Here is a 24,751-nt window from a genome sequence, read left to right as displayed (position 1 = left end):
TTACTGCTTTATTGCTTTATCTAATTAAAGTTATATAGTATTATATAAATAATCAGAAAAAATGTCAATGGAGGTTTAAGAAATGTTCGATTTTCATATGCATAGTAATTTTTCCGCGGACGGCGATTTTGAAATGGAAGCAATGGTACAATCTGCTATTCAAAAAGGACTAAAAGAAATTTGTTTCACAGATCATTTAGATATAGATTATCCAGATAAAGAATGGAATTTTACATTTGATCCGAATAAATATACAAAGACTATAGAACAACTACAAAGCAAGTATCAAAACCAATTAACCATTTTAAAAGGTGTAGAAGTTGGGGTACAACCGCATGTATTAGATGAAACAGCGGATTTTGTAAACATTTTGCAGCCTGACTTTGTAATTTGTTCCATGCACGCAACGAAGGAAGCAGACTTGCATTCAGGTGATTTTTTTCAGAATAAATCAGTAGAGACTGCTTATCGTCAATATTATGAAGAGTTATATGCGTGTATACAGAAGTTTAGTTCTTATCAAGTATTAGGGCATATTGATTTAGTTCGACGCTATGCAAAGCAGACAAGTAAAGATGAATGTTTCGATGTTCTTGAAGCAATATTGAAACTTGTAATTGATCAAGGTAAGGGGATTGAATTAAATACTTCAGGCTATAAATATGGTTTAGAGGCAGGACTTCCAAGTAAAGAAATATTAGAGCTCTACCGTCAACTGGGAGGAGAAATATTAACCATAGGGTCGGATGCTCACCGTCCAAACGAAATTTCACAAAGCTTCCGAGATTCATTGGAACTATTGCAATCAATCGGTTTTACTCATATTACTTCTTATGAGAATCAGTTACCAACGTTCACATCTATTGAGGAAGTAAAAAAGATATATAGAAAATAATCGATTTAGTGTTTGTGTTACTAAAGGAATGGTATAATAACGTGAAGAAATTAAACCTATAACATTTAATATGAATGTTGGTACAGTTATAAAGGAAGATAAACGTGGGTAAAAAATCAATCATCAGCTTAGTAGTTGGCATAGTTATATTAATAGGTGTGGTAGTATTTGTGTTCTTATATTATCCAGGTGATACTCGTTCTGAAATTTACGAGGGAGAGCCAACTGTATTTATTCATGGATACAAAGGTACAGAGCAGTCTTTTGGGTTCATGTTGGATCGATTCGAAAATAAATATGGTTGGGGAAATAAGGGATTTGTCTATTATGTAACCAAAGATGGTCAGGTACTGGATTATAATTTAAATAAAGGAAGATATGCTCCTACATTTGTACAAATAGTATTAGAGGATAATCGGGCTAGTTTTGCTGATAGTGCGCAATGGATTTCTGCAGTACTACTGCATATGCAGTCGACGTATAATATAGATCGAGTTAATTTGGTTGGGCATTCAATGGGTGGAATTATTGCTTTGAAGTATACGATGGAATATGCATCGCAAGGATATCCGGAAGTAGATAAACTTATAACAATTGGTAGTCCTTTTGATGGGATATATAGTGAAGAATATTTCCAAATTCATAATGACGAGGCAGCAGAAGATTTAAAACCAGGTTCAAACGCACTTCAGCTCCTACAGACAATGACATTTCCAAGCGATGTAAAAGTATTAAATATTGCCAGTACAGGAGATTCTGTAGCAGTCCCACAAAGTGTAGCAACTTTACGAAGTATTATACCACCGGAGAACTTTAAAGAAGTAGTAATTGAAAATCAAGAACTAGGGCATAGTGGTCTGCATGAAAGTGTGAAAGTCGACAAATTGATCTATTCTTTTTTGTGGCAGGAATCAGATGAATAACTTACAATGGAATAAGGTTTTAGATGGAAACATATTAAATAGTTGAACGATTAAAGGAATGATAAATATGAAAGTCAGCCATCATTTGTATGATCAACTATCACGTATTACTTCTGAAGAAAATGTGATGGTTAATGAATTAATCAAAAATCATACCTATACGAAGTTAGGTGGAAAAGCAGATGTCTATATTACACCTGAAACGTATAGTGAAGTACAAGATATTATTAAATTAGCCAATAAAGAAGAAGTTCCCTTTACAATGTTAGGTAATGGTAGCAACCTTATTGTAAAAGACGGTGGAATTCGCGGTATTGTAATGAACTTACAAAAACTTGCCTCTATTTGGAGGGAAGAAGATAAAATAATGGCTCAAAGTGGAGCGCGTATTATTGATGCATCTAGAGCGGCATTAAAAGAAAGTCTTGCAGGGTTAGAATTTGCTTGTGGAATTCCCGGTTCTGTAGGCGGAGCACTTTATATGAATGCTGGTGCCTATGGAGGGGAAATCAAGGATGTTTTGGAAAGTACGATTGTAGCAACAAAAGAAGGAGACATTCGTACATTGACTGCCGCGGAGCTAGACCTTGATTATCGCACAAGTAATATTCCGGATAATGGATATATTGTTTTGGAGGCAACCTTTGCATTAAATAAAGCTGCTTCAATTGATATTAAAGAAATTATGGATGATTTAACTTATAAAAGAGAATCAAAGCAGCCACTTGAATATCCATCTTGTGGAAGTGTTTTTAAGCGTCCACCAGGGTATTTTGCTGGAAAACTTATTCAAGATAGTGAGTTACAAGGAACACAAATTGGTGGAGCAGAAGTATCAAAAAAACATGCTGGATTTATTGTTAATAAGAATAATGCAAGTGCCACTGAATATATCAATTTAATCCGACACGTACAAAAAACAGTTAACGATAAGTTTGGTGTACAGCTTGAACGTGAAGTAAGAATTATTGGAGAAGATCCAGTAGAATAATTAAAGTGCTATCCGTTTTACTTTTAACGGATAGCACTTTTTTGTCTTTCTTTCATATAACATTTTTCACGAATGATTTAGCCTCTAAAGCGATGTAAGAATTCCTGAAGTCTTTCATTTTCAGAGTGCTCAATTACTTCACTAGCCGTACCTTGTTCCGCTATTACCCCTTCATCTAAGAATAGAACCTTATCGGCAATATCTAGAGCAAAGTCCATTTCATGTGTTACGAGAATCATCGCCATATCATCGTTTTTTGCAATATCACGTATTACATTCAGTACTTCTCCTACTAACTCTGGGTCAAGTGCAGAAGTAACCTCATCAAACAACATGATTTTCGGTCGCATAACTAGTGCACGGGCCATCGCAACACGTTGCTTTTGCCCACCAGATAGTTGGCTAGGGTAGTTATCCACTTTGTCTCCGAGGCCAACACGATCTAACATTTCAATGGAACGTTTTTTAACTTCTTCTTTCGGTTCTTTTTTTACATTAATAGGAGCAGTCATGCAATTTTCTAAAATTGTCATATGTGGAAACAAATTAAAATGTTGAAATACCATACCGATATCTCCACGTATTTCACGTAAGTGATTCTCATTGGCAGGAACTGTTTGCCCTTTTTTCTCCATTTTCCAGAGGTTCTTCCCTCCGACAATAATGTCACCATCGGTTGGTTCTTCTAATGTCATAAGCATTCGGATAATAGTCGTTTTACCAGAACCACTAGGACCAATCACTGCAACTTTTTCAGCTGGATGAATATCTAAATTAATTCCCTTTAATACCTCTACATCACCAAAGGACTTATGGATATCTTTAAATTTTACTATCGGTTCTGTCATTACGTTAAGGCTCCTTTTTTCTTGATTTGGTTTTTGTCGAAGCGTCTATTAAATTTTAACTCTAATCGCTTAATCAGCATAGCAGAAGGTAGACTCAATACTAAGAAAATAATACCTACAATGGTCAATGGTTCTACATAAGACCAGTGCTCTGAACCATAGGATCTTGCCATAGACATAATTCCTGCTACGGTTATGGTGGAAGCTAGTGGCACTTCTTTAAACATAATTATAAAATAATTACCTAACATGGGAATGGTGGGTGGTATTGCCTGTGGTAAAACAATTTTTTTCCATTTATCCCAAGTAGAGAAATTTAAAGCTTTTGAAGCTTCCCATTGGCCTTTATCAACACTTTCAATACCAGAACGATAGATTTCTCCGATATACGTACTGAAATGAACTCCTAATCCAATTACACCACATAAAAATGGTGGAAGTGATACACCGATTACAGGAAGTGTAGGTAAAGCATAGAATATAAAGAACAGCTGTACAATCGGAGGAGTGGAACGAATAAATTCCATTATCCAAGTGACAATGAAATTAAATGGTCTATTTGGTACACGTCTTAGAAATGTCCATACAAACCCAAAGATGAGTGCAAAGGCGAAACTAGCAAATGTTAAACCAATTGTTACCCAAATTCCATCAAGAACATAGGGTAGGGCATCTATAAAAGTTTCAAAACTAAACCCCATTAACTAGCAACTCCTTTCTTCGATATGTCTTCTGCTTTTCTTGTAAACCAAATTAAAGGTAATGCAAGTAAGAAATAGAAAACTAGTACTAATATATAGATAAGTGGAGAAAGGTCTAGGTTCGTATTGCGCATCATATTTCCATAATAAAGAATATCTGTTAATCCAATTAAGTATACAAGTGACGTACCTTTTAGCATTTGAATCGTATAGTTTCCAAACTCCGGTAACATCATCCGTATTGCTTGAGGAAGGATAATAAGACGCATACGTTGTTTTTTCGACATATTCAATGCAACCGCAGCCTCTGTTTGTCCTTTATCTACAGAAATGATCGATCCACGTACTACTTCAGATAGATATGCTCCGTAGTTTAAACCAATCGCAATCACACCTATTACCCAGTTATTTCCTAATTGAATTCCGAAAATGATTGGGATGGCATAATATAGCCAAAATAATTGAACAATCAATGATGTTCCTCGGAATATTTCAATATAAAACCCAGTAGCAACACGTACAATTCTCGAGCTAGAAAGACGACAAAGTCCAGCGAAAAAAGCCATGAAGTATGCTAGTATAGCTGAAGCAATTAGTATGGAAACAGTTATTCCCAACCCACGGGAGAGTTGACTAATAATATCAATTGTATCACTAATGGTGATTCACTCCTTATCTCATTTTAGTATTCACAACAAAAAAATAGGGTACGCTCCCTCGGGCAGGGAAACGGACCCTATGGAGTCTATCAAATTAAATTAAACTTCCCCATTACAAAGCTGTTCGGTCGTAACAGAACCATCTTCTACAAAGTTGTTTTCAGGGTGAAAGCCATTCTTTTCAAGCAATTCAGCCACAGTTCCATCTTCTTTTAGTTCTTTTAATTTTTCATTATAAGCATCACGTAACTCTTCGTTATCAGGATGGAATGCTGCTCCACCATAGCTTGGAACACCAGGAATATCTGGTTGCTCAAATGTTTCTACAAGTTCCAGGTCATCTGTATTAGCAGAAGCAAAATTTTCTCGAACAGTCATCTCTGTTCCGGTTGTTGCATCAGCACGTCCAGATTGAACCGCGGAGAATGTTGCAGGAATATCACCTGCAGTAGTGATCTGATCAGGGTTCACTCCAACTTCTTCTAAGTAACCAATCTCAGTTGCACCCTCCATTACGATTACTGTTACATCGGGGTTATCAGCAATGTCTTGATAGCTTTCTAGACCGTGAGGGTTTCCAGCAGCTACAACAAGTCCTTCCCCATACTGCATGGTAGGTTCACTGAATAAGGCATTTTCACAACGAGCAGGTTGAATGGCCATTCCAGCGGTAATTACATCAAATTGGCCAGCTTGAACACCTGGGATTAATTCTCCCCATTCAGAAAGCTTTCCTTCCACATTATCGATACCAAGTTCTGCAAAGACTGCTTTTGCAATATCAACCGATGCTCCTGATAATTCACCATTATCATTTTCATAAGCATAAGGAGATTCATTTGCGAAACCAACTTCCACAGTTCCTGCATCTTGTAAGTCTTCTAAACTACCGCTGTCAGAACCGCAGGCAGCTAAGAAAACTAGCATTGCACTAAGTATGACTACAGGTATTAACTTTTTTTTCAACTTAATTGACCTCCTAGTAATTTTATTTAATTCTATGAAAAAATAACTATGAATACGGATTGGATTCTATTATCTCTAGTAAAATATCACCGCATTATAGTCTAAAAAAAAGAATGTGGTGTTCGCCCAACATTCGTTACTAAACATGTTACAGAGATATGAACAACTTCTCAAATGCGGTATATTCTGATAATTTACAATTAATCTTTATATTTTTATATTTAAAGAATATAAGAAGACTTATACAGAGATATACTTTTATATAATTATATATGCTTGGAAATACATGGGATTTGCTGTAAAAAGTGGTTAGAATCAAAATATTGTGATTGAAAGAAATTTGTATATTCGATACTCTAAAAGAAGCAAGTATGTAAAGCGAGGGATAGAATGTCTGGTTCAATGATAACTGTCATAATTGTATCTGTAGTTGTCGTAGCAATGGTCGTTGGGTTATCGTTGTTAACCCTGTCTAAAGGATATGGATATAAGCATAAGATTGATCCGCTTCCAGATGAAGACGATGAGGAAGAGGAGAACGATCAAGGTAGAAAAAAAGAATAATAAACAAAACCATTCATGATACCGATGTTAAAACGTTCAAGTAAACATGAATGGTTCTTTATTTATCTGGAGGCCTGTAGCCTTTTTGAAGCTCGTCTATACTTAAGCCAAATGTCATTTGAAGGTGAGGGTAATCTTTAAAGTGCTGCCAATCGCCTCCCCATTCAAAACCAATATCTTTTGCAATCTCAGCTACTTCAAACCAATCGGATTCGCCATTGTCATTGCCATCGTGATGAATATCCCATATCACATTGCCATTATTGTCTTTAATAGCATAATCAATAGCTAGTCCATAATTATGATAGCTTTCTCCACCTTGAGCATGCGTTACAATGGCTCCTTCTGTGGTCCGTCCTCTTGCATAAAGTTCATCCTGTCTCTCTTTGGAACGGACATCATCCGTTATCATGACATCAATATCTATCTTAGAAGCTCGATCAATCAACTCATCTTTATATTTTTCCACAACGGGGTGTAATTCAGAAGCCTCTGTTGCTTCTTCTCCTACATATATGGTCTCAGGTTGATTTGCTTCTTGATAAATCATAAAAACAATAGCTACAAAAAGGGTAATGAGCATCCATGTAGTTATAAAATGTGTCAAGCCTCTCATTAAGCTTTTTGCTCCTTTTGTGACAAAATTTATGTCTCTCAAAGAATAACATGGATATGCTTCTAGGGAAATTAAATTATACGTATTGAAGAAAAATTGTCATGATTATCTATCTATTCGTTGAAAACAGGTGAACACTTAGAAATAGACTCCTCCATGTAAAAAGGTAATTGATTATGTGAAAGCGTAACCATATAATGAAGTGAGACTACTTCATTTGAAGGAATTTCTTTAAATGATCTGGGAATCGAGACTTACCTAACGTATTAGCTTCCACTCGAGCATATACTTCATGAGATACTGTCTTACGAATAATTGATCAGTGTGGTGATGATTAAAGGGGGGAGAAAAATGTATTCTGTTGTTGCTTGTATACTAGGGTATTTATTTGGCTGTATACATGGTTCTCAAATCGTAGGTAAGCTTAAAGGGATTAATATTAAAGAAGAAGGGGTAAAGAATGCAGGTGCATCTAATACAACCATTTTATTAGGTTGGAAGTATGGAGTTGCCGTAGCAATCATTGATATATTTAAAGCAACTGCCGCTATATTATTACTATTAATATTACTTCACGGAAATGCAATACCAACTCAAGAACAACATATTTATATCTATTTAACAACACTATTTGTTATTATAGGACATAACTACCCGATAACGATGCGTTTTAGTGGTGGAAAAGGTACTGCATCACTTGTCGGAGCTGTAATGGCGATTGACTGGAGAATAGCATTGATTGGGATAGGAATACTTATAGTATTTACTATCGCTACGGATTATTTGGCGATCGGAGTATTAGGTATGTATATCTCATTTCTCATAACAACCTACTCCTTTTTTGGTTTAGTCCCATTTTTCATCGTAATCGGGTTATCTGTTTTGAGTATTTATAAACATATAGAAAATTATAAGCGGATAATAGGAAAAGAAGAAACAAAACTATCCAGTATGTTTGGGAAAAAAGCAAGTTAGAGAAGTGATTGGAGGTATAACTTTGTTTGACATTATCATATGGATCATTATCGCACTATTATTTGTCGCTAGTTTTATAGGTATTATTTTTCCAATTATACCTTCCGTTTTAGTAATTTGGATTGGTTTTTTGCTATATCAATTTGTTTTGAGCGGAGATCAATTAAATACGTTATTCTGGATTGCAATGGTACTTATTACCATTCTCTTATTTGGTGCTGATATTATTGCGAATAGCTATTTTGTACGTCGTTTTGGAGGCAGTAAAACAGGGGAGAGGGCAGCAGCTGTTGCTGTGATTATTGGTTCATTCATAACCCCTCCATTTGGAATCATTTATATACCGTTTTTAGTGGTATTGTTTGTTGAAAAAATCCAAAATCGAACGTTTAAAGAAGCGTTTCGATCCGCAATTGGTTCGCTTATCGGTTTCTTAGGTGGTTCCGTTGCAAAGATCGTCTTACAGCTAATCATGATTATTTGGTTCTTTATTTTAATCTTGTTTTAAGAAAGGGAGTTTAGAGTAGATGTCAAAGAAAGCATTAATTAATATTGATTATACTATTGATTTTGTAGCAGAAGATGGTGCACTTACTACTGGAAAACCTGGACAAGTCATAGAAAGTAAAATCGTACAAATAACAAAAACATTTGCTGAACAAGGAAATTATGTCGTGTTCGCTATTGATGCACATCAACCGGATGATGAATATCATCCCGAACAAAAACTATTTCCTCCACATAATATAGTTGGCACAAAAGGTAGGCAATTATTTGGAGAGTTAGAATCCGTCTATCAACGTATAAGAGAACAGGAAAATGTCTATTACTTTGATAAAACAAGATATAGTGCATTTGCTGGAACAGACTTAGAGTTAAAGCTAAGAGAACGTGGAATTGAAGAAGTCCATCTTGTTGGTGTTTGCACGGACATATGTGTTTTGCATACAGCTGTAGATGCATATAATAAAGGCTTTCGAATTGTAATTCATCAGGATGCAGTGGCTAGTTTTAATCAGCTGGGACATGAATGGGCGCTTGGGCATTTTGAACAGTCGATTGGTGCCGAAATAAGATAGTCGCACACTTGACTTTCACAGCGTCTGACTATATATTTAAAACATAATGAAGCGTTGACGGAGACTAGTACTTTTATATATCTAACACAGAGAGGAAGAGATTGCTGAGAATCTTCCATAGTTAATTTTAGGAACCTGCCTCCTGAGTTCGCCATCGAAAGGCTCTGCTGTAAGATGTGCGCGGTGAAATCCGTTACCTAAGTAAAGTGTGTATCCAATCTGGATGCAAACAAGGGTGGTACCACCAGACCTCGGTCCCTTTTACGGATGGAGGATTTTTTGTGTTTTCAAATACATTTTAAATAGATGAAAATGAGGTGTAAGAAGTGGGAAAGAAAAATAAACAGTTCGTGGAAAAAATTACTGCGATGGAAGACGATTTTGCACAATGGTATACCGATGTTGTGAAGCAAGCAGACTTGGTAGATTATGGTCAAGTTAGAGGAACAATGATTATTAAACCATATGGTTATGCAATTTGGGAAAATATCAAAAATGAATTGGATCGTATGTTTAAAGAAACTGGACATACAAATGTAGCCTTTCCATTATTTATACCAGAAAGCTTGCTCCAAAAGGAAAAAGATCACGTAGAAGGGTTTGCTCCTGAAGTTGCATGGGTAACTCATGGAGGAGAAGAAGAATTAACAGAACGTATTGCGGTTCGTCCAACATCAGAAGTGCTTTTCTGTGACTACTATTCCAATAATATTCATTCGTATCGTGACCTTCCGAAGCTATATAATCAATGGGGAAATGTTGTTCGTTGGGAGAAGACAACACGTCCATTCTTGCGTTCTTCAGAATTCCATTGGCAAGAAGGTCATACTGCACATGCTACTGATGAAGAAGCAACTGAAGAAACAAATCGCATGTTAGAAACTTATGCAAAACTTGTGGAAGAGTATTTAGCTGTCCCTGTATTAAAAGGAAGAAAAACAGATAAAGAAAAATTTGCTGGTGCAAAATTTACACTTACGATCGAAGCATTGATGCATGACGGTAAGGCTTTACAATCAGGAACGTCTCACCATTTTGGCACCGGGTTTGCAGAAGCATTTGATATTAATTATCTTGATAAAGATGGTAAGAGCCAATTTGTTCATCAAACTTCTTGGGGATTATCAACGCGTATTATGGGTGCTTTGATTATGGTACATGGAGATAATCGTGGACTTGTTGTTCCTCCAAAAATTGCACCAACGCAGGCAATGATTGTTCCGATTGCTCAACATAAAGAAGGCGTACTTGATAAAGCTTATGAATTACGTGATAAATTAGCAAAAGTTGCTCGTGTAGATATTGACGGTAGTGATAAGATGCCAGGTTGGAAGTTCAATGAATATGAAATGAAAGGGATACCTGTACGTGTAGAAATGGGTCCAAAAGATATCGAAAAAGAACAAGTTGTCCTGGTACGACGTGATACTGGAGAGAAAGAGTTCGTTCCAGTAGCGGATGTGGAAACTCGTTTAGTTGAATTGCTTGATGAAGTTCAATCGAATTTATATCAACGTGCATTAGATCATCGACATGAGATGACTACTGTTGCAAAAGATATGGATGAATTTAAAGAGAAAATCGAGAATGGTGGATTTATTAAAGCGATGTGGTGTGGAGATGTGAGTTGTGAGGAATCCATTAAAGAAGAAACAACCGCAACATCTCGCTGTATACCTTTTGAAGAAGAAAAAGTAGCAGACACTTGTGTATGCTGTGGCAAAGAAGCGAAAGAACTAGTATATTGGGCTAGAGCATACTAAAATATGTAGGAGAGGAATGAACGGTAATTCAGAGTGATATTTGAATTATCGTTATTTTATTTACTATATACCTTGCAATACAAGATAGTGAAATATATACTAAGCATATACCTTGTGTTACAAGGTATATGCTTTTTTAATATCATACATTACATGATAATAAGTGGAGGCAATGCAATGTCACAAACACAAATGATGAAAGGGATACTAGACGGTTGTCTACTCGCGATCATCCATGGTGAAGAATGTTATGGATACGAAATGGCTCAGAAATTAAGCGAATATGGATTTCATCATGTCAGTGAAGGAACAATTTATCCGTTACTTATGAGAATGCAACGAGAAAATCTAGTTCAATCAGTAAAAAAAGCATCAACTGCTGGGCCGCAAAGAAAATATTATTCATTAACAGAAGAAGGAAAGAAAGAATTAGAAGAATTTATAACAAAATGGCATCAACTTCAATCGAGTGTGAATGACATTTTACAAAAAGAAAGTGAGGATAAACAATGAGTGCGGAATCATTAAGTAAAGAAAGTGTTCGTTTTATAGAGAACCTTCGATTATACCTATTCGCAAGTGGTAAAAAAACAGAAGAAATCGATGAAATTGTAGAAGAATTACAAGGTCACTTAATGGAGGCGGAAGAATCAGGGAAAAATATTCATCATGTAGTGGGGGATTCCCCAGAAGAGTATATGCAAATGATCTCAAAAGAAATGAAAGTAGATGTAACATCTTGGATGATGTATATACCATTAATTTTAATTGGTGGCATATCCTTTAGTATATTTGGAAATTTATTAGAAGGAAGCAGTTTTACACTAAACTATAGTTTGCTACAAATCATAGGTATAGTGTTACACGGTATTTTCTTTTTAACAGGAACCGTCATAGCCTTTCGATATGTTTCACGAAAGCAATCATTAGGAATAAAACAATATGTGATTATTGCTGTACCAATTATTTTAAGTATGTTGTTTTATATGGCAGTGCTGTTTATCAATCATTTATATTCATCCCCGATGTATCATTTTAGTCTAACAACAAGTTTAATAGTTGCATCACTTGCAGCTATACTAGTGATTGGCTTATCGGTATGGGCAAAAACTGCTATTCTACCGTATGTGTTAATTGCATTACACCTGCCAAGTTATCTCCTAATGTATACAAATATTACCGAAGATAATCGATTAATTATTGGGATGTTAATTAGTTATGTACTTATCGGAGCCTATTTCTTTTTTGAACTAAGACGACTGAAGAATGATACGAAAGAATGATAAAATGATAGTAATAGTATAAACTTTTTGATTGGGGTGTATGGAGTGGGTAAATCTGCATTAGTAATTATTGATGTGCAAAATGCGATGTTTGATGAAGGAGTCTATAATGGAGAACAGTTAGTAAAAGAGTTGCAAATGCTCATTGCAAATGCAAGAGAATCATCCGTTCCAATTTTTTACGTTCAACATAATGAAGCGACGGGGCAGGCATTAGAAAATGGAACTGTTGGATGGGAAATTCGACAAGAAATAGCACCTAAAAGCCAAGATATCGTTATCCAGAAAACAACTCCAGATGCATTTTACCGAACCAATTTTCAAGATGAATTAGTGAAGTATGAAGTTAATCACCTCTTTTTAACAGGTATACAAACAGAAGTATGTGTCGATACGACGATGAGAAGTGCATTTAGTCAGGGATATAAAGTTTCCTTAATATCAAATGCGCATAGCACATTTGATAATGATACATTAACTGCAGATAAAATCATTGCTCATCACAATCAGACATTACGCTGGTATGGGCAAGTAATTAAACGAAACGAATGTACGTTTAAATAAAGTTGATGGAGGTTTAAAATGAAACGGCTTTTAAAACAGAAGATGGAAGAAATTATACCAACTTTAATAGATATTAGTGATCATTTATATTACCATCCAGAACTAGGCGATCAAGAATTTGAATCAATGAAGCTCCTTATTAATCTTCTAGAAAAGCATGGCTTTCAAGTGCAGACAAATATTGTAGAAAGGCAGACTGCATTTCATGCTACTTTTTCGGGGGCGCAGTCTGGACCTGAGATTGCTTATTTAGCAGAATACGATGCACTACCAGGTGTTGGACATGGATGTGGCCATAATTTAATCGGAACAATGAGTGTTGGAGCTGCCATTGCGCTAAGTAAGCTAATGTCTGTAATCGGAGGAACGGTGCATGTATTCGGCACACCTGCTGAGGAAACGAATGGCGCTAAAGTTCCGATGAGCGAACAAGGGGTTTTTGATAAGTTAGATGCTGCAATGATTCTTCATCCTGGAGATATATCCCATGAAAGTGGCGAAGCTTTGGCAATGGATGCGATACAGTTTAGCTATACGGGTAAACCTGCACATGCAGCTGCTGCTCCTGAACAAGGAATCAATGCCTTAGACAGTGTGATTCAGTTGTTTAATGGAATTAACGCTCTACGACAACATGTAACTAGTGATGTTCGAATGCATGGAATTATTACAGAGGGTGGTGTAGCAGCGAATGTCGTACCTGAAAAAGCGACGGCTCAATTCTATATTCGTGCAAAGGATCGAAATTACTTAGATCGTGTGGTGCATCAAGTAAAAGATATTGCAAATGGTGCCGCAGCTATGACGGGTGCATCATTAGAAATGACAAACTATGAGTTGAGCTATGATAATATGATTACCAACCAACAATTATCAGAGGTATTCACCAAAAACTTAACAGAAACAAGTGAACTTCCAGTACACCCAGCCAAAGAATCCTATGGCTCTATTGATATGGGAAATGTGAGTCAAGTTGTACCTGCAATTCATCCATATATTGGGATGAACAAATCGGATATTATTGCACATACAACAGAGTTTGCTAATCAGACAATAACGAAAGATGGTCATAAAACGTTATATGATGGGGCATTATCGCTTGCGAAAACGGGTTATGATTTATTAACAGATGAAGCTTTAATTCATGCAATTCGACATGAGTTTAATCAAGTGAAGAAGTAATAAGAACGTGGAGTAAATAATGCAGTTTAAGAATCTTTATAAAAAGAGCTTGGTGAGCCTACGATTAGAGAAAGTATCCGATTCCTCACCAGCTCCCATTTTTATCGTAACAATACTTCAATATCTTTATTTAATGTGGATGGGTTCTTTTGTGGAGAAAAACGATCTACAACATTTCCATCTTGATCAACAAGGAACTTTGTGAAATTCCATTTGATTTGTTCACCAAGTATGCCTTTTTTCTCTTCAGTTAGGTGTTTATAGAGTGGGTGTGCATCTTTACCTTTTACATCAACTTTTTTAAACATTTGAAAAGATACGCCATAATTCTTTTGGCAAAATGCCGAAATTTCCTCTGATGATCCAGGGTCTTGATTACCAAACTGGTTACATGGAAAACCTAAGATTTCAAATCCACTTTCACGGTATTTTTCATATAATTTTTGGAGACCTTCTAGCTGTGGAGTAAAGCCACACTTACTTGCAGTATTCACAATTAAAATTACTTTACCTTTATAATCGGAAAGGCTTTTTTCTTCCCCTTCAATAGTTGTTGCTGTAAAATCATGTACACTCATAGAAAATCCCTCCTTTATTAAAATTATATCAATGCCTCATGGAGTGGTCAAAATAGAAAGGTAAGGTTATGATGCAACATGTATTAAGAGATGGTACAAATGTAAAGGTAAGATACTTAACTAGAGAAGATTTACCTATAATTATGCAATTACAGAATATCGTATTGGAAGATTTAATTGATAAGGACCGTTTAGAACCTTTGTCAAAAGAGGAATTCCTTACTATTCTATCCGGTGATAAATTAATGATTGGAGTATTTAATCAAAAGACATTAATTGGCTTTCGAGCATTTCTGAACCCTAAAAATGATGAAGAGGGGTTAGGAAAAGATATCGGATTACTAGAAAGTGAATACCCTCATATTGTGTATTCGGAGATATCAAATGTTCATCCTGATTATCGAGGGAATGGTCTACAGACGTTTATGGGGAAAACATGGATGGATTCGTTGAATAGAAGAGATGTTCGATACATTTTAGCGACAGTAGCTCCATTTAATATAGCTAGTTTAAAAGATAAATTTGCATTAGGGATGAGGATTTACCAATTAAAGAATAAATATGGTGGTAAACTCCGATATATTTTTTGTAAGGACCTTCAAGCTAATGATAATCGAGTAAAAGAAATGAAAACGATTGAAATGGGAGATATCCAAAAGCAACAGCAATACGTAAATGACGGATATGTAGGAGTAAAGATGATACAAGTAAAAGATACTTGGTATGTAGAGTATGTTAAATATGAATAGAGTAAAAAAAGATCTGACAGGATAATGTTTGTCAGATCTTTTATCTATAGTTACACTTCTTGTGTTAAAGATTCACCGATTGCGTGTAATCTTTCTTCGACTTGAGCTCCAGTAAGTTCATGTTCTTTCACATATAAGTTACGAGGAGTAACACGACATTCATGTGTACAACCGCGTAAATATTTATGCTCATTTTCCTCTGAAGCCAGTATTTGTTTATTACATTCTGGATTCGCGCAATTTACATATCGTTCGCAAGGTTCGCCATCAAAGTAATCTTTACCAACGATAACATGTTCTTTACGATTCACTGGTACACTAATACGCTCATCAAAAACATATAGTTGACCATCCCAAAGATCACCTTGTACTTCAGGGTCTTTTCCATAAGTTACAATTCCACCGTGTAATTGAGCAACGTCTTCAAAACCTTCTTTTACGAGCCATCCTGAAAACTTCTCACAACGAATTCCACCTGTACAATAGGTAACGACTTTTTTACCGTCCAACATATCCTTATTCTCTTGAACCCATTCAGGGAGGTCGCGGAACGTTTTGATATCAGGTCGGATTGCGCCGCGGAAGTGGCCTAAGTCATATTCATAATCATTACGTGCATCCAATACGATTGTATTTTCATCTTGTAATGCTTGATAAAAATCTTTTGGTTCTAAATATTCTCCTGTTGTTTCTAATGGATTCACATCATCTTCAAGACGTAAAGTCACTAGTTCAGGTCGTGGGCGAACGTGCATTTTTTTAAATGCATGACCCTCATGAGGATCTACTTTAAATGTCATATCATGGAAACGTGTATCGTTGTGCATGTGGTCCATATATGCATTGGTTTGTTCGATGGTTCCTGATACAGTTCCATTAATTCCTTCATTGGCAACTAAGATGCGTCCTTTTAAACCAATTTCTTTGCAATAGCGTAAATGCTCTGCTGCAAAAGTTTCTGGGTCATCAATTGTTACATATTGGTAATACAACAATACTTGATATTCTTGCTTTGTTTCCATTTTCTTTACCACCTATTCATTCATATTTGCAAGATATAAATGTTGGTAGGTATCTATACTATTTTTTATCTTGCAAATAAACATTGTAGCACGGCTTCATTGCTTTTTCAATTCCTAATATATAGACAAAAGCATAGTCATAATGGGAATTTGCACCATACGATGAAATATAAAGCGTATCTGCATGAAGCAGAGAGTTGAGTGTGTTGATTACTATGATGGTAGCATTTGGTGAAATTTGAATTCTATGATGAATTTAGATTTTACGAAGGATTGTACTATGACAAATAAAGAAAGTGGGTGAGTTGATATGGCAGATAACAAATCAGGTTTACCAGATAAAGTTGTAGAAGTGATGGTGGATAGTATATTTAAAAAAAATGGAATTAATAAAGACGATGTAAAGAAAAACTTATCTGATGAGCAAAAGCAAATGTTACGAGAAATGGTTGAAAACTTAAAGCAACAAGTAGAAGAATTTAATCATAAAAAAACAACGTTAACTGACAAAGAAAATGACAAAAAATAATGATAAATAAAACACCTATACTAGGTGTTTTATTTATTTTTTAGATTACTGGTGCAGATGTACAGTTCTTCTAGTTTAAATTACCATAAAGTATTTTATAACCACTAGAAAGGAGTGTTAGTATATGACAGTTTTTAGGAGCTCAAAACAAGATGAAAAGCAATACGAAGATAGACATTATGAAGATAGACATTATGAAGAAAGACACTACGACGACAGAAAACAATATGACTATGTAGAAAGTGAATCTTGTCATTCAGACTGTGATTCAACTTATGTTGATAGTTATTCATCATCACACCCATTTGACTTTGATAATGACGCAACAGTTACACAACGTGACGGGGATTTTTCATTTCTAGAACAGGAATCAGCAGAATTAATCTGGGTGAAGGAGTCTTGTGACATTACAGTAACTTCCACAGACACACAATTAGGAGTATCCCTACAAGTTGCACTTCAACTTGCAATAGCAGTTGTCATTCGTCTTAGCATTGGAGACACTGATCGTAGTGAACAAGTTGCTCAAGAATTGACTCAATATCTTGGTACGAGTCAAGTAAATAAACAAAAAGTCTATATTTATAATACAAAAGACGCAACTGTAACTACAACAGATACAGACTTAGCAATAAATATTCAAATATTACTGCAATTACTTGTAGCTATTGTAATTATGATCGATATCTTGTAATTAAATTCTCAAAAAAAGTGAGGTGAATTAGTATGTCTAAAAAAGAATGGAGAGCTTTAGATCATTGTGATGACAAACGTTTTGATGACAATGCAGATGTAGACCAAGAATTCGATGGAGTATCTGTTACAGAGCAAATCTCAGATGAATGGATAATCATTAAAGATTCAGAGGGTGTTAGAGTAACTACAACAGATACGCAAGCTGCAATTTCCTTACAAATCGGAATTCAAGTAGCTATAGCAGTAGTACTCAGCATTACCATTTTTGATTCTGATCGTTCAGACGATGTTTTCCAAGACTTAAACCAATTCTTGGGAACGAGACAAAGTAACCGTCAAAAAACAATTGTAGAGAAATCAAAAAATGTTACCATCACAACAACAGATACAGATATTGCAGTGAATATACAATTATTAATTCAAGTGCTTGTAGCAATTGTTATTAATTTAGATATCTTGTAATACAAGTACAAAATATAAAATTGTGTCAATAAATTCTTATCATTCATGGGTTCCTGTTATGTTGGAAAATTAAAAAACAGGAAGGATGAAAGAAATTGGCTAATTTGACAGAGCGTCAGGCAAGGTTATTATCTCTTCTTCAAAACTTGCAAAACTTAAATACAAACTCATTAACGAACACCGATTTTTCAATTGATTTTCCGAGTATCGATGTAGGTATAGACTTGGGAGGAATTAGTGTTGGTAGTGGTGGGAATGGAGAGAACGGAAACGGTGGTAGTCAACCAAGTAATATTCGACAAGTATTACTTGGCTTATTAAATGAAAATGTGGATGTCGCTACTCCATTTGGAATCGTATCCGGACTTCTACTTTCTGTACAAAATGACTATATTGCTCTAATTGATAATGGAGAACAAGTGCTAGTTTTAATTGAAAAAATCGAAACAGTAAACGAATCTTAAAAAGGAGAGATAATAATGAATAATACGTTTGCAGCGGAATTAGCTTCTCGTGTAGGATCAACAATTGAGATTGCTACAGACAATAACCTTATTGAAGGCGTATTAGCCAGTGTTTCACTTGGAGTGGTTCTGGTGATTGAAACTGGTGGTTATAGTGGTAGTAATAGACGATATATTGCTTTGAGTGCAATTAATTTTGTCCGCTTTTCTAGTGCGGCATAAGTTAAGATACTAGTCAAAGATTTACTACGGTAACATTTGGTTGGCTGGCGAGTCTATGAGTAGTTTCAAATTAAAGGACTCGCCTTTGCCATCCTATCAGTAGATTATTCGTTTTTTAATTAAGGTATTTTTATGAAGCATTATATTACTAATTATTATTTTACATTCCTTATGCACAAAGTTTAATCTGTCTTGAAATTTTGTTCCATATACTTTACATAATCTCTCCATTTGAAATGGTTATTTTTGGTAATGCTTTGATCATGTTCTCTTACATTGTAAATAGTAAAATCATGATAACAAAAATTTCCTTGATCCAATAAGGAATGCAGTACTGTCACATCTTCATATAGTCTACCTTCTTCAAAAGGAATGGTTGGGAATCCATGAATTGCATTTAAACTAGATGTACGATAGATTCTTGGACCCAGAGGTAAGGAGTATTTAAATAATTGATGTTTATGAGAAATTTGTTTTCCTTTTGCATGCGTGGTATATATGACTTCATCATTAGGGAGTTGCTTCCATTTTCTGAAATTACCATAAAGAAGAACATCCTTTTTATCTAAATGGTGGAGTTTATTTTTAATGGTTGATATAGCGTTGTAGTCTAGCCAATCATCCGCATCTAATTCTAAAATAAAATCGCTAGTAACGAGTGATAGTAACTTGTTTAATGCGTTCGCTTTACCTTGATTTTTTTGAAAGTAGGAACGTATAGGTTGAAACTTGTTCCATTGATCAATACGGGAAGCAGTGTGATCCGTTGATCCATCATCCATAATAAGAATTTCATCCGCTGGTTCATTTTGTAAGTATGCAGAATGAATTGCAGTGTCAATATAAGATTCAGCATTATAAGCACAAATTAATACAGAGATGGAAGGAGATCGCTTGTAGTTAGGGGTAAAACTATAAGAATGAATTACTTTTTGTTTTTCCATTTCGGATCTAGAATTATTAATCTTTGTTGGTTTGATATTTAATACCTTCAATGAATTGAAATTTACTTTACTTAACCATAATGGGAAGACTGCTTCTTGAAATACAAAATGCTTACTTGAGTGAAATGGATATTTTAGTAATGTTGATACGGGAACTAAGGCAGGATAGTTAATTGTTACATTCCTATATTCCTTTTCCATATGATATATTTTTTCTTTTGTTATCGAGAAATTGTTCTGTAAATAGTCTGTATTGTAGAAAAATAATACTGTTGTTGCTTTTGATTCTTTAATTACATAATTAAGCGTTAAACCTAAATCGTTATCTATAGGAGAGATTTGCTCTAATAACGGATGGTTAATATCTTTCGTCAAACTGTTACTTTTTAAACTAATACATCGAATTTCTAAAATTTGTGAGTGTAGGGGTTTTAGGGATTGCAATGTATTTAGAAGTGTTTGTTTATTTATGCTATTAATAATACAAACGAGAAGAGTGTTCAATTTATATTCCTCCATTCAAAGTTAAAATTTATGTGCTGACTTAGAAAATCATGCTTAATTAATGGTAATTTTTCATTAAATCTTTAGTATTTTTTAATGGAAGATTGAGCTTGGAAATAGCGAATAATGTCAGATTTTGCGCTAAGATAAACGCTTGCAATTTACTGACAAAAAGAGTAAAATAAAGTTGCAAAAGGAAATTGGAGTTTCAGAAATACTTTACGGTCTCTTTTTCAAGATGGTGTAAAAGTATTTAGGATTCAATTTACTTGCAGATCTTGTTAAAGGAGGTCATTCTAATGACTGGTAAAGTAAAATGGTTTAATGCAGAAAAAGGATTTGGTTTCATCGAGCGTGAAGATGGAGACGATGTATTCGTACATTTCTCAGCTATCCAAGCTGATGGTTTCAAAACTCTTGAAGAAGGTCAAGATGTAGAATTTGAAATTGTTGAAGGTAACCGCGGCCCACAAGCTGCTAACGTTGTTCGTTTATAATTAATCGTTAAAATAAACAAGGACTACCAAACTCGGTAGTCCTTTTCTTCTTTTACTGTGTTGTTATAAGGGAAGTGTATATATGGATAAAAATGAAAAAGTAATTCGTCAATATCAAGAAGATGAAAAAAGAATGGTGCTTATATTTGCACAATGGTGCGTAAACCATCAGCTTGACCCATTTACTGTTTATGGAGAAGCTTATCCAACACAAATGAATAATTACATTCTTAAAGAAGTTATCGATTGGACAGTTAACGCTTCTGAGTCAGATACGATTGATACGGAATTAGTTATCCAGATTCTTCAAGCGTATGGTAATGATGATTTAGCAATGGTTGTATCTGAAAAAAGCCAAGAAATGAAGCGGGAATAATCGGATCATTTCTTGGCTTTTTATTGTATTAGACAAACCGGACTTAGTTACGTTTTAGGTGGGTTTTAGTTGTTATTTCCACTAACAGTGCAAATAACGTATCTATAATGTCATTTCGGATCTGTAGGCAAGATTTTTGATTAAGGCTTGGGTTCCACTATCCTGTTCACCCATATCTGCGAGTTCTTCATATAATTCTATAGCAAGCCTTAAACCAGGAGTATCCAATCCGAACTCTTGAGAAGATTCAAGCGCAATTTTCATGTCTTTAATAAAATGTTTTACATAGAATCCTGGAGCAAAGTCATTTTCAAGCATCCTTGCTCCTAATTTTGAAAGTGAGAAACTAGCTGCAGCTCCAGTAGAAATAGTGGCCAATACTTTTTTCGGGTCAAGTCCGGCTTTTTTTGCATATAATATGGATTCACAAACCCCGATCATGTTGGAAGCAATCGCTATTTGATTTGACATTTTAGTATGTTGACCAGCTCCTGCAGGTCCTTGGTAAGATATATTTTCCCCAAGCACTTGAAAAATAGGAAAAACGTGATCATACACTTTCTTTTCACCACCAGTCATAATAGCGAGTGTACCATTTTCTGCTCCAATATCTCCCCCTGATACAGGCGCATCTAATACATACAAGCCATGTTTTCCCGCAACTGAAAAAATCTCTTCAGCTAATGATGGTTTAGAAGTAGTCATATCGATAATATAAGAACCTTCTTTGGAATGTTTTATTAATCCATGATCACCTAAATATACTTTTTCTACATCTGAAGGATAACCAACCATTGTTATGATCACATCACATTGTTTGGCCAATGTTGGTATATCTTTATCCCATTTAGCTCCTATATTTAATAAATCATCAGCCTTGGATTTAGTTCTTGTGAATATTCGTAAAGTGTACCCGGCATTGATCAGATTTTTAGCCATGCTTTTCCCCATTACTCCCGTACCAATGAAACCTATCGTAGTTGTTTTAGCTGATAACATTTTTCATCATTCTCCTTATTTTAAGACCTATACAACCATTCTACAAAATTCCTATGAATCCTTCTTACATGTGGAAAAAATATAATTAGTCTTGTCAGTAATTGGGATGTTTGAAAAGGAATCATTCATTTAAAATCACACATAGTATAAATAGCCATTATTTTATTGTTTCAACGAAAGCATGCACCAAAAGGGGGAGAAAAAATTTTATGATATCCAAACAACAACAACTCCAATGTAAGGATGACTTACTGCGAAGACAATCTATGTTAATTGAGCATGCGCAAAGCCATACTTTTGGGCTGGATGTAGAGTTTGCACGTGAGAATGTTGGAGAACTATCCAATTACGATAATCATCCTGGAGACACTGGGACAGAATTGTTTGAAAGAGAAAAAGACATTGCATTACAAGAGCATACGGAAAAAGAATTGGAAGACATTAATAAGGCACTACATGCGATTGAAGAAGGAAGCTATGGTATTTGTACGGTATGTGGAGAAGATATACCCTACGAAAGGTTAGAGGCGATTCCAACCACCGATCGTTGTATCGAACATGCAAATGAAGGTGGCAGAGAAAGGTATCGACCTACTGAGGAGCAATCGTATAGTCCTAATCTCAATCCGGATGAAAAATATGAAGATGAACAAAATGTGTATGATAGAGAGGACGCCTGGCAAGATGTTAGTCAGTATGGAACGTCAGAAACCCCATCCGATTTATACGGTGACCATGAAAACTATGATGATATGTATGCCAATAGTGAGGAACTAACAGAGGATATAAGTGATTTTGCTGCAGCCAATATTTACGGGAAATATGAAAAAGTGATGCCGAATCATGAAAAGTATGAAGCAGATTTAGATGAAGAATGGAATTAACAAAGATCGGACAAAGGTATGTAAGATTAAGCTAAATAAAATAAAAAGAGGTTGTGACATAATAAAAAGTTTTAATCAAAAGACGGATGCCAATTAGAATAAGCGTAAGAAATATACGGAGACTTTTTGAAAATCAAAAATCGATTTTCTGCGTGCGATGCAATGCTGCCGAGATCTTCCTTGTCCTGTGGGAGTGAGGAATAGGAGAGACCCCGGAATGCTTAGCATCCAGAGGCTCACAGCCGCCGCTGGATAAAACAGAGTATATTTCTGAAGCGGGTTTGTCAATACCATCCATTCGGATTTATATTTTATTAGTCCCAACCTCTTAAAAATAATCTGACACTTAAAATTTTATTCTGCCTGAAATTCATCTAATTTTAATGTGATGGAATGTACTTCACCATCACGAACATATTCGATTTTAACATGTTCACCAGCTTCTCCATTCTCATAAAGATGTTTACGTAATTCTATAATAGAAGTTACTTCCTGATCATTAACTTTAGTGATTACATCAAATTGTTCTAAACCAGCATTATCTGCTGGTGAATTAGCTTGAACATCTGCAATAACCATACCGCCCTCTATATCATCTGGAATTTCTATCTCAGCACGATACTGTGCAGGCACTTGATTTAGTGGAGCTGTACTAATTCCGATAAGTGGACGAGACACCTCACCTTCTGTTTCTAACTGTTCGATGATTGGTAAGGCTTCATCTACTGGTATGGCAAATCCAATTCCTTCTACACTGCTCTGCGCAATTTTCATGGAATTGATACCAATAACATCGCCGTTTTCATTAACTAGTGCTCCACCACTGTTTCCAGGATTTATAGCTGCATCAGTTTGTAGCACTTCAGTAATCCAATCTGCTCTACCATCACTATTGGTGTCTACTTCTACAGAACGGTTTAACCCACTAATAATTCCCTTTGTAACTGTATTTACAAATTCCATACCAAGTGGATTTCCAATGGCTAGAACGGTTTCTCCGACTTGTGTATCGGTACTAGAACCAAAGTTGGCAATAGTGTCCACATTTTCACCATCTATTTCAAGTACTGCTAAGTCACTTAAAGAGTCTACGCCAAGTACTTCAGCAGAAATACGATGCTCTTCATCGATAACAACTTCTACTTCTTGTGCTCCATCAACAACATGTTGATTGGTTACAACATAGGCATTTCCATCTTCTTTTTTATAGATAATACCGGAACCGGTGCCAGCCTCTTGACTGCCTTCCCACACGCTTTGCTGTTGTTTATTAATAACACCAACAACAGCTTTAGATACTTCATCAATATTAGTGGATTTTTCCGCATCATCAGAAGCTAGGGTTTGAACAATGTTCGAAGTTTCATTACCTCCCTCTGAATTACCTTGATTACTTTCTACTGAAGTATCTGAAGATGGAAGTATATTGTTACCTAATAGCATCAAGATAATAAGTGAGGAAATTATCCCACCAATAGCTCCTCCAGAAAAACTACGTAACCATCCCCCACGTTGTTTGTTTTTATTAGTCTTTGATGAGGAATTGCTATTATTATCATTTTCTAATGTAGAAGCTGTCTCATTGTCATTATATGGTGATGAATGGTTATCGTAATATGAGTCTTCTTTATTTTCAGTTCCATTATCTTGTTGCGCTTGCTCAATATTTGAAGGACTTTCTTTATTCTCCTCTTCTGGAAAAATTCTTTCTTCATCATTATTATTGTCTCTATAAGTCATGCAAAAGCACCTCCAATGAAATGTTGATATCTTTATTATAGGCGTCTTGGAAGGTAATCATTTGGTACAAATGTGG

At 35.3% G+C, this 24,751-nt stretch carries 31 protein-coding genes and 1 other annotated feature; of the genes, 21 read left to right on the top strand and 10 right to left on the bottom strand.

Annotated elements, in window-relative coordinates:
- The first annotated feature begins 82 nt into the window (after window positions 1-82).
- The 3 genes from ABC346_RS00570 to murB all read left to right on the top strand — a co-directional run bounded on the left by ABC346_RS00570 (window position 83) and on the right by murB (window position 2,809).
- On the top strand, window positions 83-895 hold the full coding sequence (locus ABC346_RS00570) for a histidinol-phosphatase HisJ family protein (protein ID WP_413233037.1): 813 nt from the start codon (window positions 83-85) through the stop codon (window positions 893-895).
- Window positions 896-999: 104 nt separating this feature from the next.
- On the top strand, window positions 1,000-1,818 hold the full coding sequence (locus ABC346_RS00565; protein WP_413233036.1) for an alpha/beta hydrolase: 819 nt from the start codon (window positions 1,000-1,002) through the stop codon (window positions 1,816-1,818).
- 67 nt (window positions 1,819-1,885) lie between these two features.
- Entirely contained in the window at window positions 1,886-2,809 is a 924-nt protein-coding gene (gene murB / locus ABC346_RS00560) for a UDP-N-acetylmuramate dehydrogenase (protein WP_413233035.1), read from the top strand.
- Window positions 2,810-2,886: 77 nt separating this feature from the next.
- On the opposite strand, the gene ehuA is transcribed toward murB, so the two are convergent.
- The 4 genes from ehuA to ehuB form a co-directional block, all read right to left on the bottom strand.
- Entirely contained in the window at window positions 2,887-3,657 is a 771-nt protein-coding gene (gene ehuA / locus ABC346_RS00555; RefSeq protein WP_413233034.1) for an ectoine/hydroxyectoine ABC transporter ATP-binding protein EhuA, read from the bottom strand.
- The gene (ehuD, locus tag ABC346_RS00550; RefSeq protein ID WP_413233033.1) at window positions 3,657-4,358 is read right to left on the bottom strand and encodes an ectoine/hydroxyectoine ABC transporter permease subunit EhuD; all 702 of its coding nucleotides are present in this window, start codon (window positions 4,356-4,358) and stop codon (window positions 3,657-3,659) included. Before ehuD ends, ehuA begins: the two co-directional genes overlap by 1 nt.
- On the bottom strand, window positions 4,358-5,017 hold the full coding sequence (locus ABC346_RS00545; protein ID WP_413236489.1) for an amino acid ABC transporter permease: 660 nt from the start codon (window positions 5,015-5,017) through the stop codon (window positions 4,358-4,360). Before ABC346_RS00545 ends, ehuD begins: the two co-directional genes overlap by 1 nt.
- Window positions 5,018-5,116: 99 nt before the next feature.
- On the bottom strand, window positions 5,117-5,983 hold the full coding sequence (gene ehuB, locus ABC346_RS00540) for an ectoine/hydroxyectoine ABC transporter substrate-binding protein EhuB (RefSeq protein ID WP_413233032.1): 867 nt from the start codon (window positions 5,981-5,983) through the stop codon (window positions 5,117-5,119).
- A 390-nt stretch (window positions 5,984-6,373) separates the two neighbouring features.
- Here ehuB and ytzI point away from each other — a divergent pair, with 390 nt between their 5' ends.
- Window positions 6,374-6,547 carry a YtzI protein gene (gene ytzI, locus ABC346_RS00535; RefSeq protein WP_413233031.1) on the top strand — a complete coding sequence of 58 codons (174 nt, stop codon included), beginning with the start codon at window positions 6,374-6,376 and terminating at the stop codon, window positions 6,545-6,547.
- A 58-nt stretch (window positions 6,548-6,605) separates the two neighbouring features.
- Here the strand turns inward: ytzI and ABC346_RS00530 are convergent, their stop codons facing one another.
- The gene (locus ABC346_RS00530) at window positions 6,606-7,163 is read right to left on the bottom strand and encodes a M15 family metallopeptidase (RefSeq protein WP_413233030.1); all 558 of its coding nucleotides are present in this window, start codon (window positions 7,161-7,163) and stop codon (window positions 6,606-6,608) included.
- A gap of 351 nt (window positions 7,164-7,514) precedes the next feature.
- Here ABC346_RS00530 and ABC346_RS00525 point away from each other — a divergent pair, with 351 nt between their 5' ends.
- The 8 genes from ABC346_RS00525 to ABC346_RS00490 all read left to right on the top strand — a co-directional run bounded on the left by ABC346_RS00525 (window position 7,515) and on the right by ABC346_RS00490 (window position 14,009).
- Window positions 7,515-8,138 carry a glycerol-3-phosphate acyltransferase gene (locus ABC346_RS00525; RefSeq protein WP_413233029.1) on the top strand — a complete coding sequence of 208 codons (624 nt, stop codon included), beginning with the start codon at window positions 7,515-7,517 and terminating at the stop codon, window positions 8,136-8,138.
- A gap of 22 nt (window positions 8,139-8,160) precedes the next feature.
- The gene (locus ABC346_RS00520; RefSeq protein WP_413233028.1) at window positions 8,161-8,646 is read left to right on the top strand and encodes a DUF456 domain-containing protein; all 486 of its coding nucleotides are present in this window, start codon (window positions 8,161-8,163) and stop codon (window positions 8,644-8,646) included.
- Between the two features lie 19 nt (window positions 8,647-8,665).
- Window positions 8,666-9,217: a cysteine hydrolase family protein gene (locus ABC346_RS00515; RefSeq protein WP_413233027.1), complete on the top strand. Its 552-nt coding sequence runs from the start codon at window positions 8,666-8,668 to the stop codon at window positions 9,215-9,217.
- A 45-nt stretch (window positions 9,218-9,262) separates the two neighbouring features.
- Window positions 9,263-9,480: a binding site (T-box leader), on the top strand.
- Window positions 9,481-9,543: 63 nt separating this feature from the next.
- Window positions 9,544-10,980 carry a proline--tRNA ligase gene (proS, locus tag ABC346_RS00510; protein ID WP_413233026.1) on the top strand — a complete coding sequence of 479 codons (1,437 nt, stop codon included), beginning with the start codon at window positions 9,544-9,546 and terminating at the stop codon, window positions 10,978-10,980.
- Between the two features lie 177 nt (window positions 10,981-11,157).
- A complete protein-coding gene (locus tag ABC346_RS00505; protein WP_413233025.1) occupies window positions 11,158-11,493 on the top strand; it encodes a PadR family transcriptional regulator in 336 nt (111 codons plus the stop codon).
- Window positions 11,490-12,263, top strand: a complete 774-nt coding sequence (locus tag ABC346_RS00500; protein WP_413233024.1) for a DUF1129 domain-containing protein — start codon at window positions 11,490-11,492, stop codon at window positions 12,261-12,263. Before ABC346_RS00505 ends, ABC346_RS00500 begins: the two co-directional genes overlap by 4 nt.
- A gap of 45 nt (window positions 12,264-12,308) precedes the next feature.
- Window positions 12,309-12,827 carry a cysteine hydrolase family protein gene (locus ABC346_RS00495; RefSeq protein ID WP_413233023.1) on the top strand — a complete coding sequence of 173 codons (519 nt, stop codon included), beginning with the start codon at window positions 12,309-12,311 and terminating at the stop codon, window positions 12,825-12,827.
- Between the two features lie 18 nt (window positions 12,828-12,845).
- Window positions 12,846-14,009 carry a M20 family metallopeptidase gene (locus ABC346_RS00490; protein WP_413233022.1) on the top strand — a complete coding sequence of 388 codons (1,164 nt, stop codon included), beginning with the start codon at window positions 12,846-12,848 and terminating at the stop codon, window positions 14,007-14,009.
- A 101-nt stretch (window positions 14,010-14,110) separates the two neighbouring features.
- Here the strand turns inward: ABC346_RS00490 and ABC346_RS00485 are convergent, their stop codons facing one another.
- A complete protein-coding gene (locus tag ABC346_RS00485; protein ID WP_413233021.1) occupies window positions 14,111-14,587 on the bottom strand; it encodes a glutathione peroxidase in 477 nt (158 codons plus the stop codon).
- Between the two features lie 68 nt (window positions 14,588-14,655).
- Here ABC346_RS00485 and ABC346_RS00480 point away from each other — a divergent pair, with 68 nt between their 5' ends.
- Entirely contained in the window at window positions 14,656-15,336 is a 681-nt protein-coding gene (locus ABC346_RS00480) for a GNAT family N-acetyltransferase (protein WP_413233020.1), read from the top strand.
- 50 nt (window positions 15,337-15,386) lie between these two features.
- On the opposite strand, the gene trhO is transcribed toward ABC346_RS00480, so the two are convergent.
- Window positions 15,387-16,358 (bottom strand): oxygen-dependent tRNA uridine(34) hydroxylase TrhO, encoded by a 972-nt coding sequence (trhO, locus tag ABC346_RS00475; RefSeq protein WP_413233019.1) that lies wholly within the window; start codon window positions 16,356-16,358, stop codon window positions 15,387-15,389.
- A gap of 310 nt (window positions 16,359-16,668) precedes the next feature.
- On the opposite strand from trhO, the gene ABC346_RS00470 reads away from it, so the two are divergent.
- The 5 genes from ABC346_RS00470 (at window position 16,669) to ABC346_RS00450 (ending at window position 18,731) form a co-directional block, all read left to right on the top strand.
- Window positions 16,669-16,887, top strand: a complete 219-nt coding sequence (locus ABC346_RS00470; RefSeq protein ID WP_011064977.1) for a hypothetical protein — start codon at window positions 16,669-16,671, stop codon at window positions 16,885-16,887.
- A 124-nt stretch (window positions 16,888-17,011) separates the two neighbouring features.
- Window positions 17,012-17,581, top strand: a complete 570-nt coding sequence (locus tag ABC346_RS00465) for a spore coat protein (protein WP_413233018.1) — start codon at window positions 17,012-17,014, stop codon at window positions 17,579-17,581.
- A 32-nt stretch (window positions 17,582-17,613) separates the two neighbouring features.
- On the top strand, window positions 17,614-18,045 hold the full coding sequence (locus ABC346_RS00460) for a spore coat protein (protein ID WP_011064979.1): 432 nt from the start codon (window positions 17,614-17,616) through the stop codon (window positions 18,043-18,045).
- A gap of 95 nt (window positions 18,046-18,140) precedes the next feature.
- Window positions 18,141-18,509 (top strand): DUF2642 domain-containing protein, encoded by a 369-nt coding sequence (locus tag ABC346_RS00455; protein WP_413233017.1) that lies wholly within the window; start codon window positions 18,141-18,143, stop codon window positions 18,507-18,509.
- 15 nt (window positions 18,510-18,524) lie between these two features.
- The gene (locus tag ABC346_RS00450; RefSeq protein WP_413233016.1) at window positions 18,525-18,731 is read left to right on the top strand and encodes a hypothetical protein; all 207 of its coding nucleotides are present in this window, start codon (window positions 18,525-18,527) and stop codon (window positions 18,729-18,731) included.
- 182 nt (window positions 18,732-18,913) lie between these two features.
- Here ABC346_RS00450 and ABC346_RS00445 read toward each other — a convergent pair whose 3' ends face one another.
- Window positions 18,914-20,050 carry a glycosyltransferase family 2 protein gene (locus ABC346_RS00445; protein WP_413233015.1) on the bottom strand — a complete coding sequence of 379 codons (1,137 nt, stop codon included), beginning with the start codon at window positions 20,048-20,050 and terminating at the stop codon, window positions 18,914-18,916.
- 428 nt (window positions 20,051-20,478) lie between these two features.
- Between ABC346_RS00445 and cspD the strand changes: the two genes are divergently transcribed.
- Window positions 20,479-20,676, top strand: coding sequence for a cold-shock protein CspD (cspD, locus tag ABC346_RS00440; RefSeq protein ID WP_011064983.1), 198 nt, complete (start codon window positions 20,479-20,481; stop codon window positions 20,674-20,676).
- A gap of 82 nt (window positions 20,677-20,758) precedes the next feature.
- Window positions 20,759-21,052 (top strand): hypothetical protein, encoded by a 294-nt coding sequence (locus ABC346_RS00435; protein WP_413233014.1) that lies wholly within the window; start codon window positions 20,759-20,761, stop codon window positions 21,050-21,052.
- Window positions 21,053-21,154: 102 nt separating this feature from the next.
- On the opposite strand, the gene ABC346_RS00430 is transcribed toward ABC346_RS00435, so the two are convergent.
- Window positions 21,155-22,051, bottom strand: a complete 897-nt coding sequence (locus ABC346_RS00430) for an NAD(P)-dependent oxidoreductase (RefSeq protein ID WP_413233013.1) — start codon at window positions 22,049-22,051, stop codon at window positions 21,155-21,157.
- Between the two features lie 209 nt (window positions 22,052-22,260).
- Between ABC346_RS00430 and ABC346_RS00425 the strand changes: the two genes are divergently transcribed.
- Window positions 22,261-22,935 (top strand): yteA family sporulation protein, encoded by a 675-nt coding sequence (locus tag ABC346_RS00425; protein ID WP_413233012.1) that lies wholly within the window; start codon window positions 22,261-22,263, stop codon window positions 22,933-22,935.
- A gap of 354 nt (window positions 22,936-23,289) precedes the next feature.
- Here ABC346_RS00425 and ABC346_RS00420 read toward each other — a convergent pair whose 3' ends face one another.
- The gene (locus ABC346_RS00420; RefSeq protein WP_413233011.1) at window positions 23,290-24,675 is read right to left on the bottom strand and encodes a S1C family serine protease; all 1,386 of its coding nucleotides are present in this window, start codon (window positions 24,673-24,675) and stop codon (window positions 23,290-23,292) included.
- Between the last annotated feature and the right edge of the window lie 76 nt (window positions 24,676-24,751).

The sequence above is a fragment of the Oceanobacillus phoenicis genome, assembly GCF_047238145.1.
Lineage (GTDB): Bacteria > Bacillota > Bacilli > Bacillales > Amphibacillaceae > Oceanobacillus.
The sequence above is the reverse complement of the archived record's forward strand: the minus strand, read 5'-3'. Positions and strand labels throughout refer to the sequence as shown.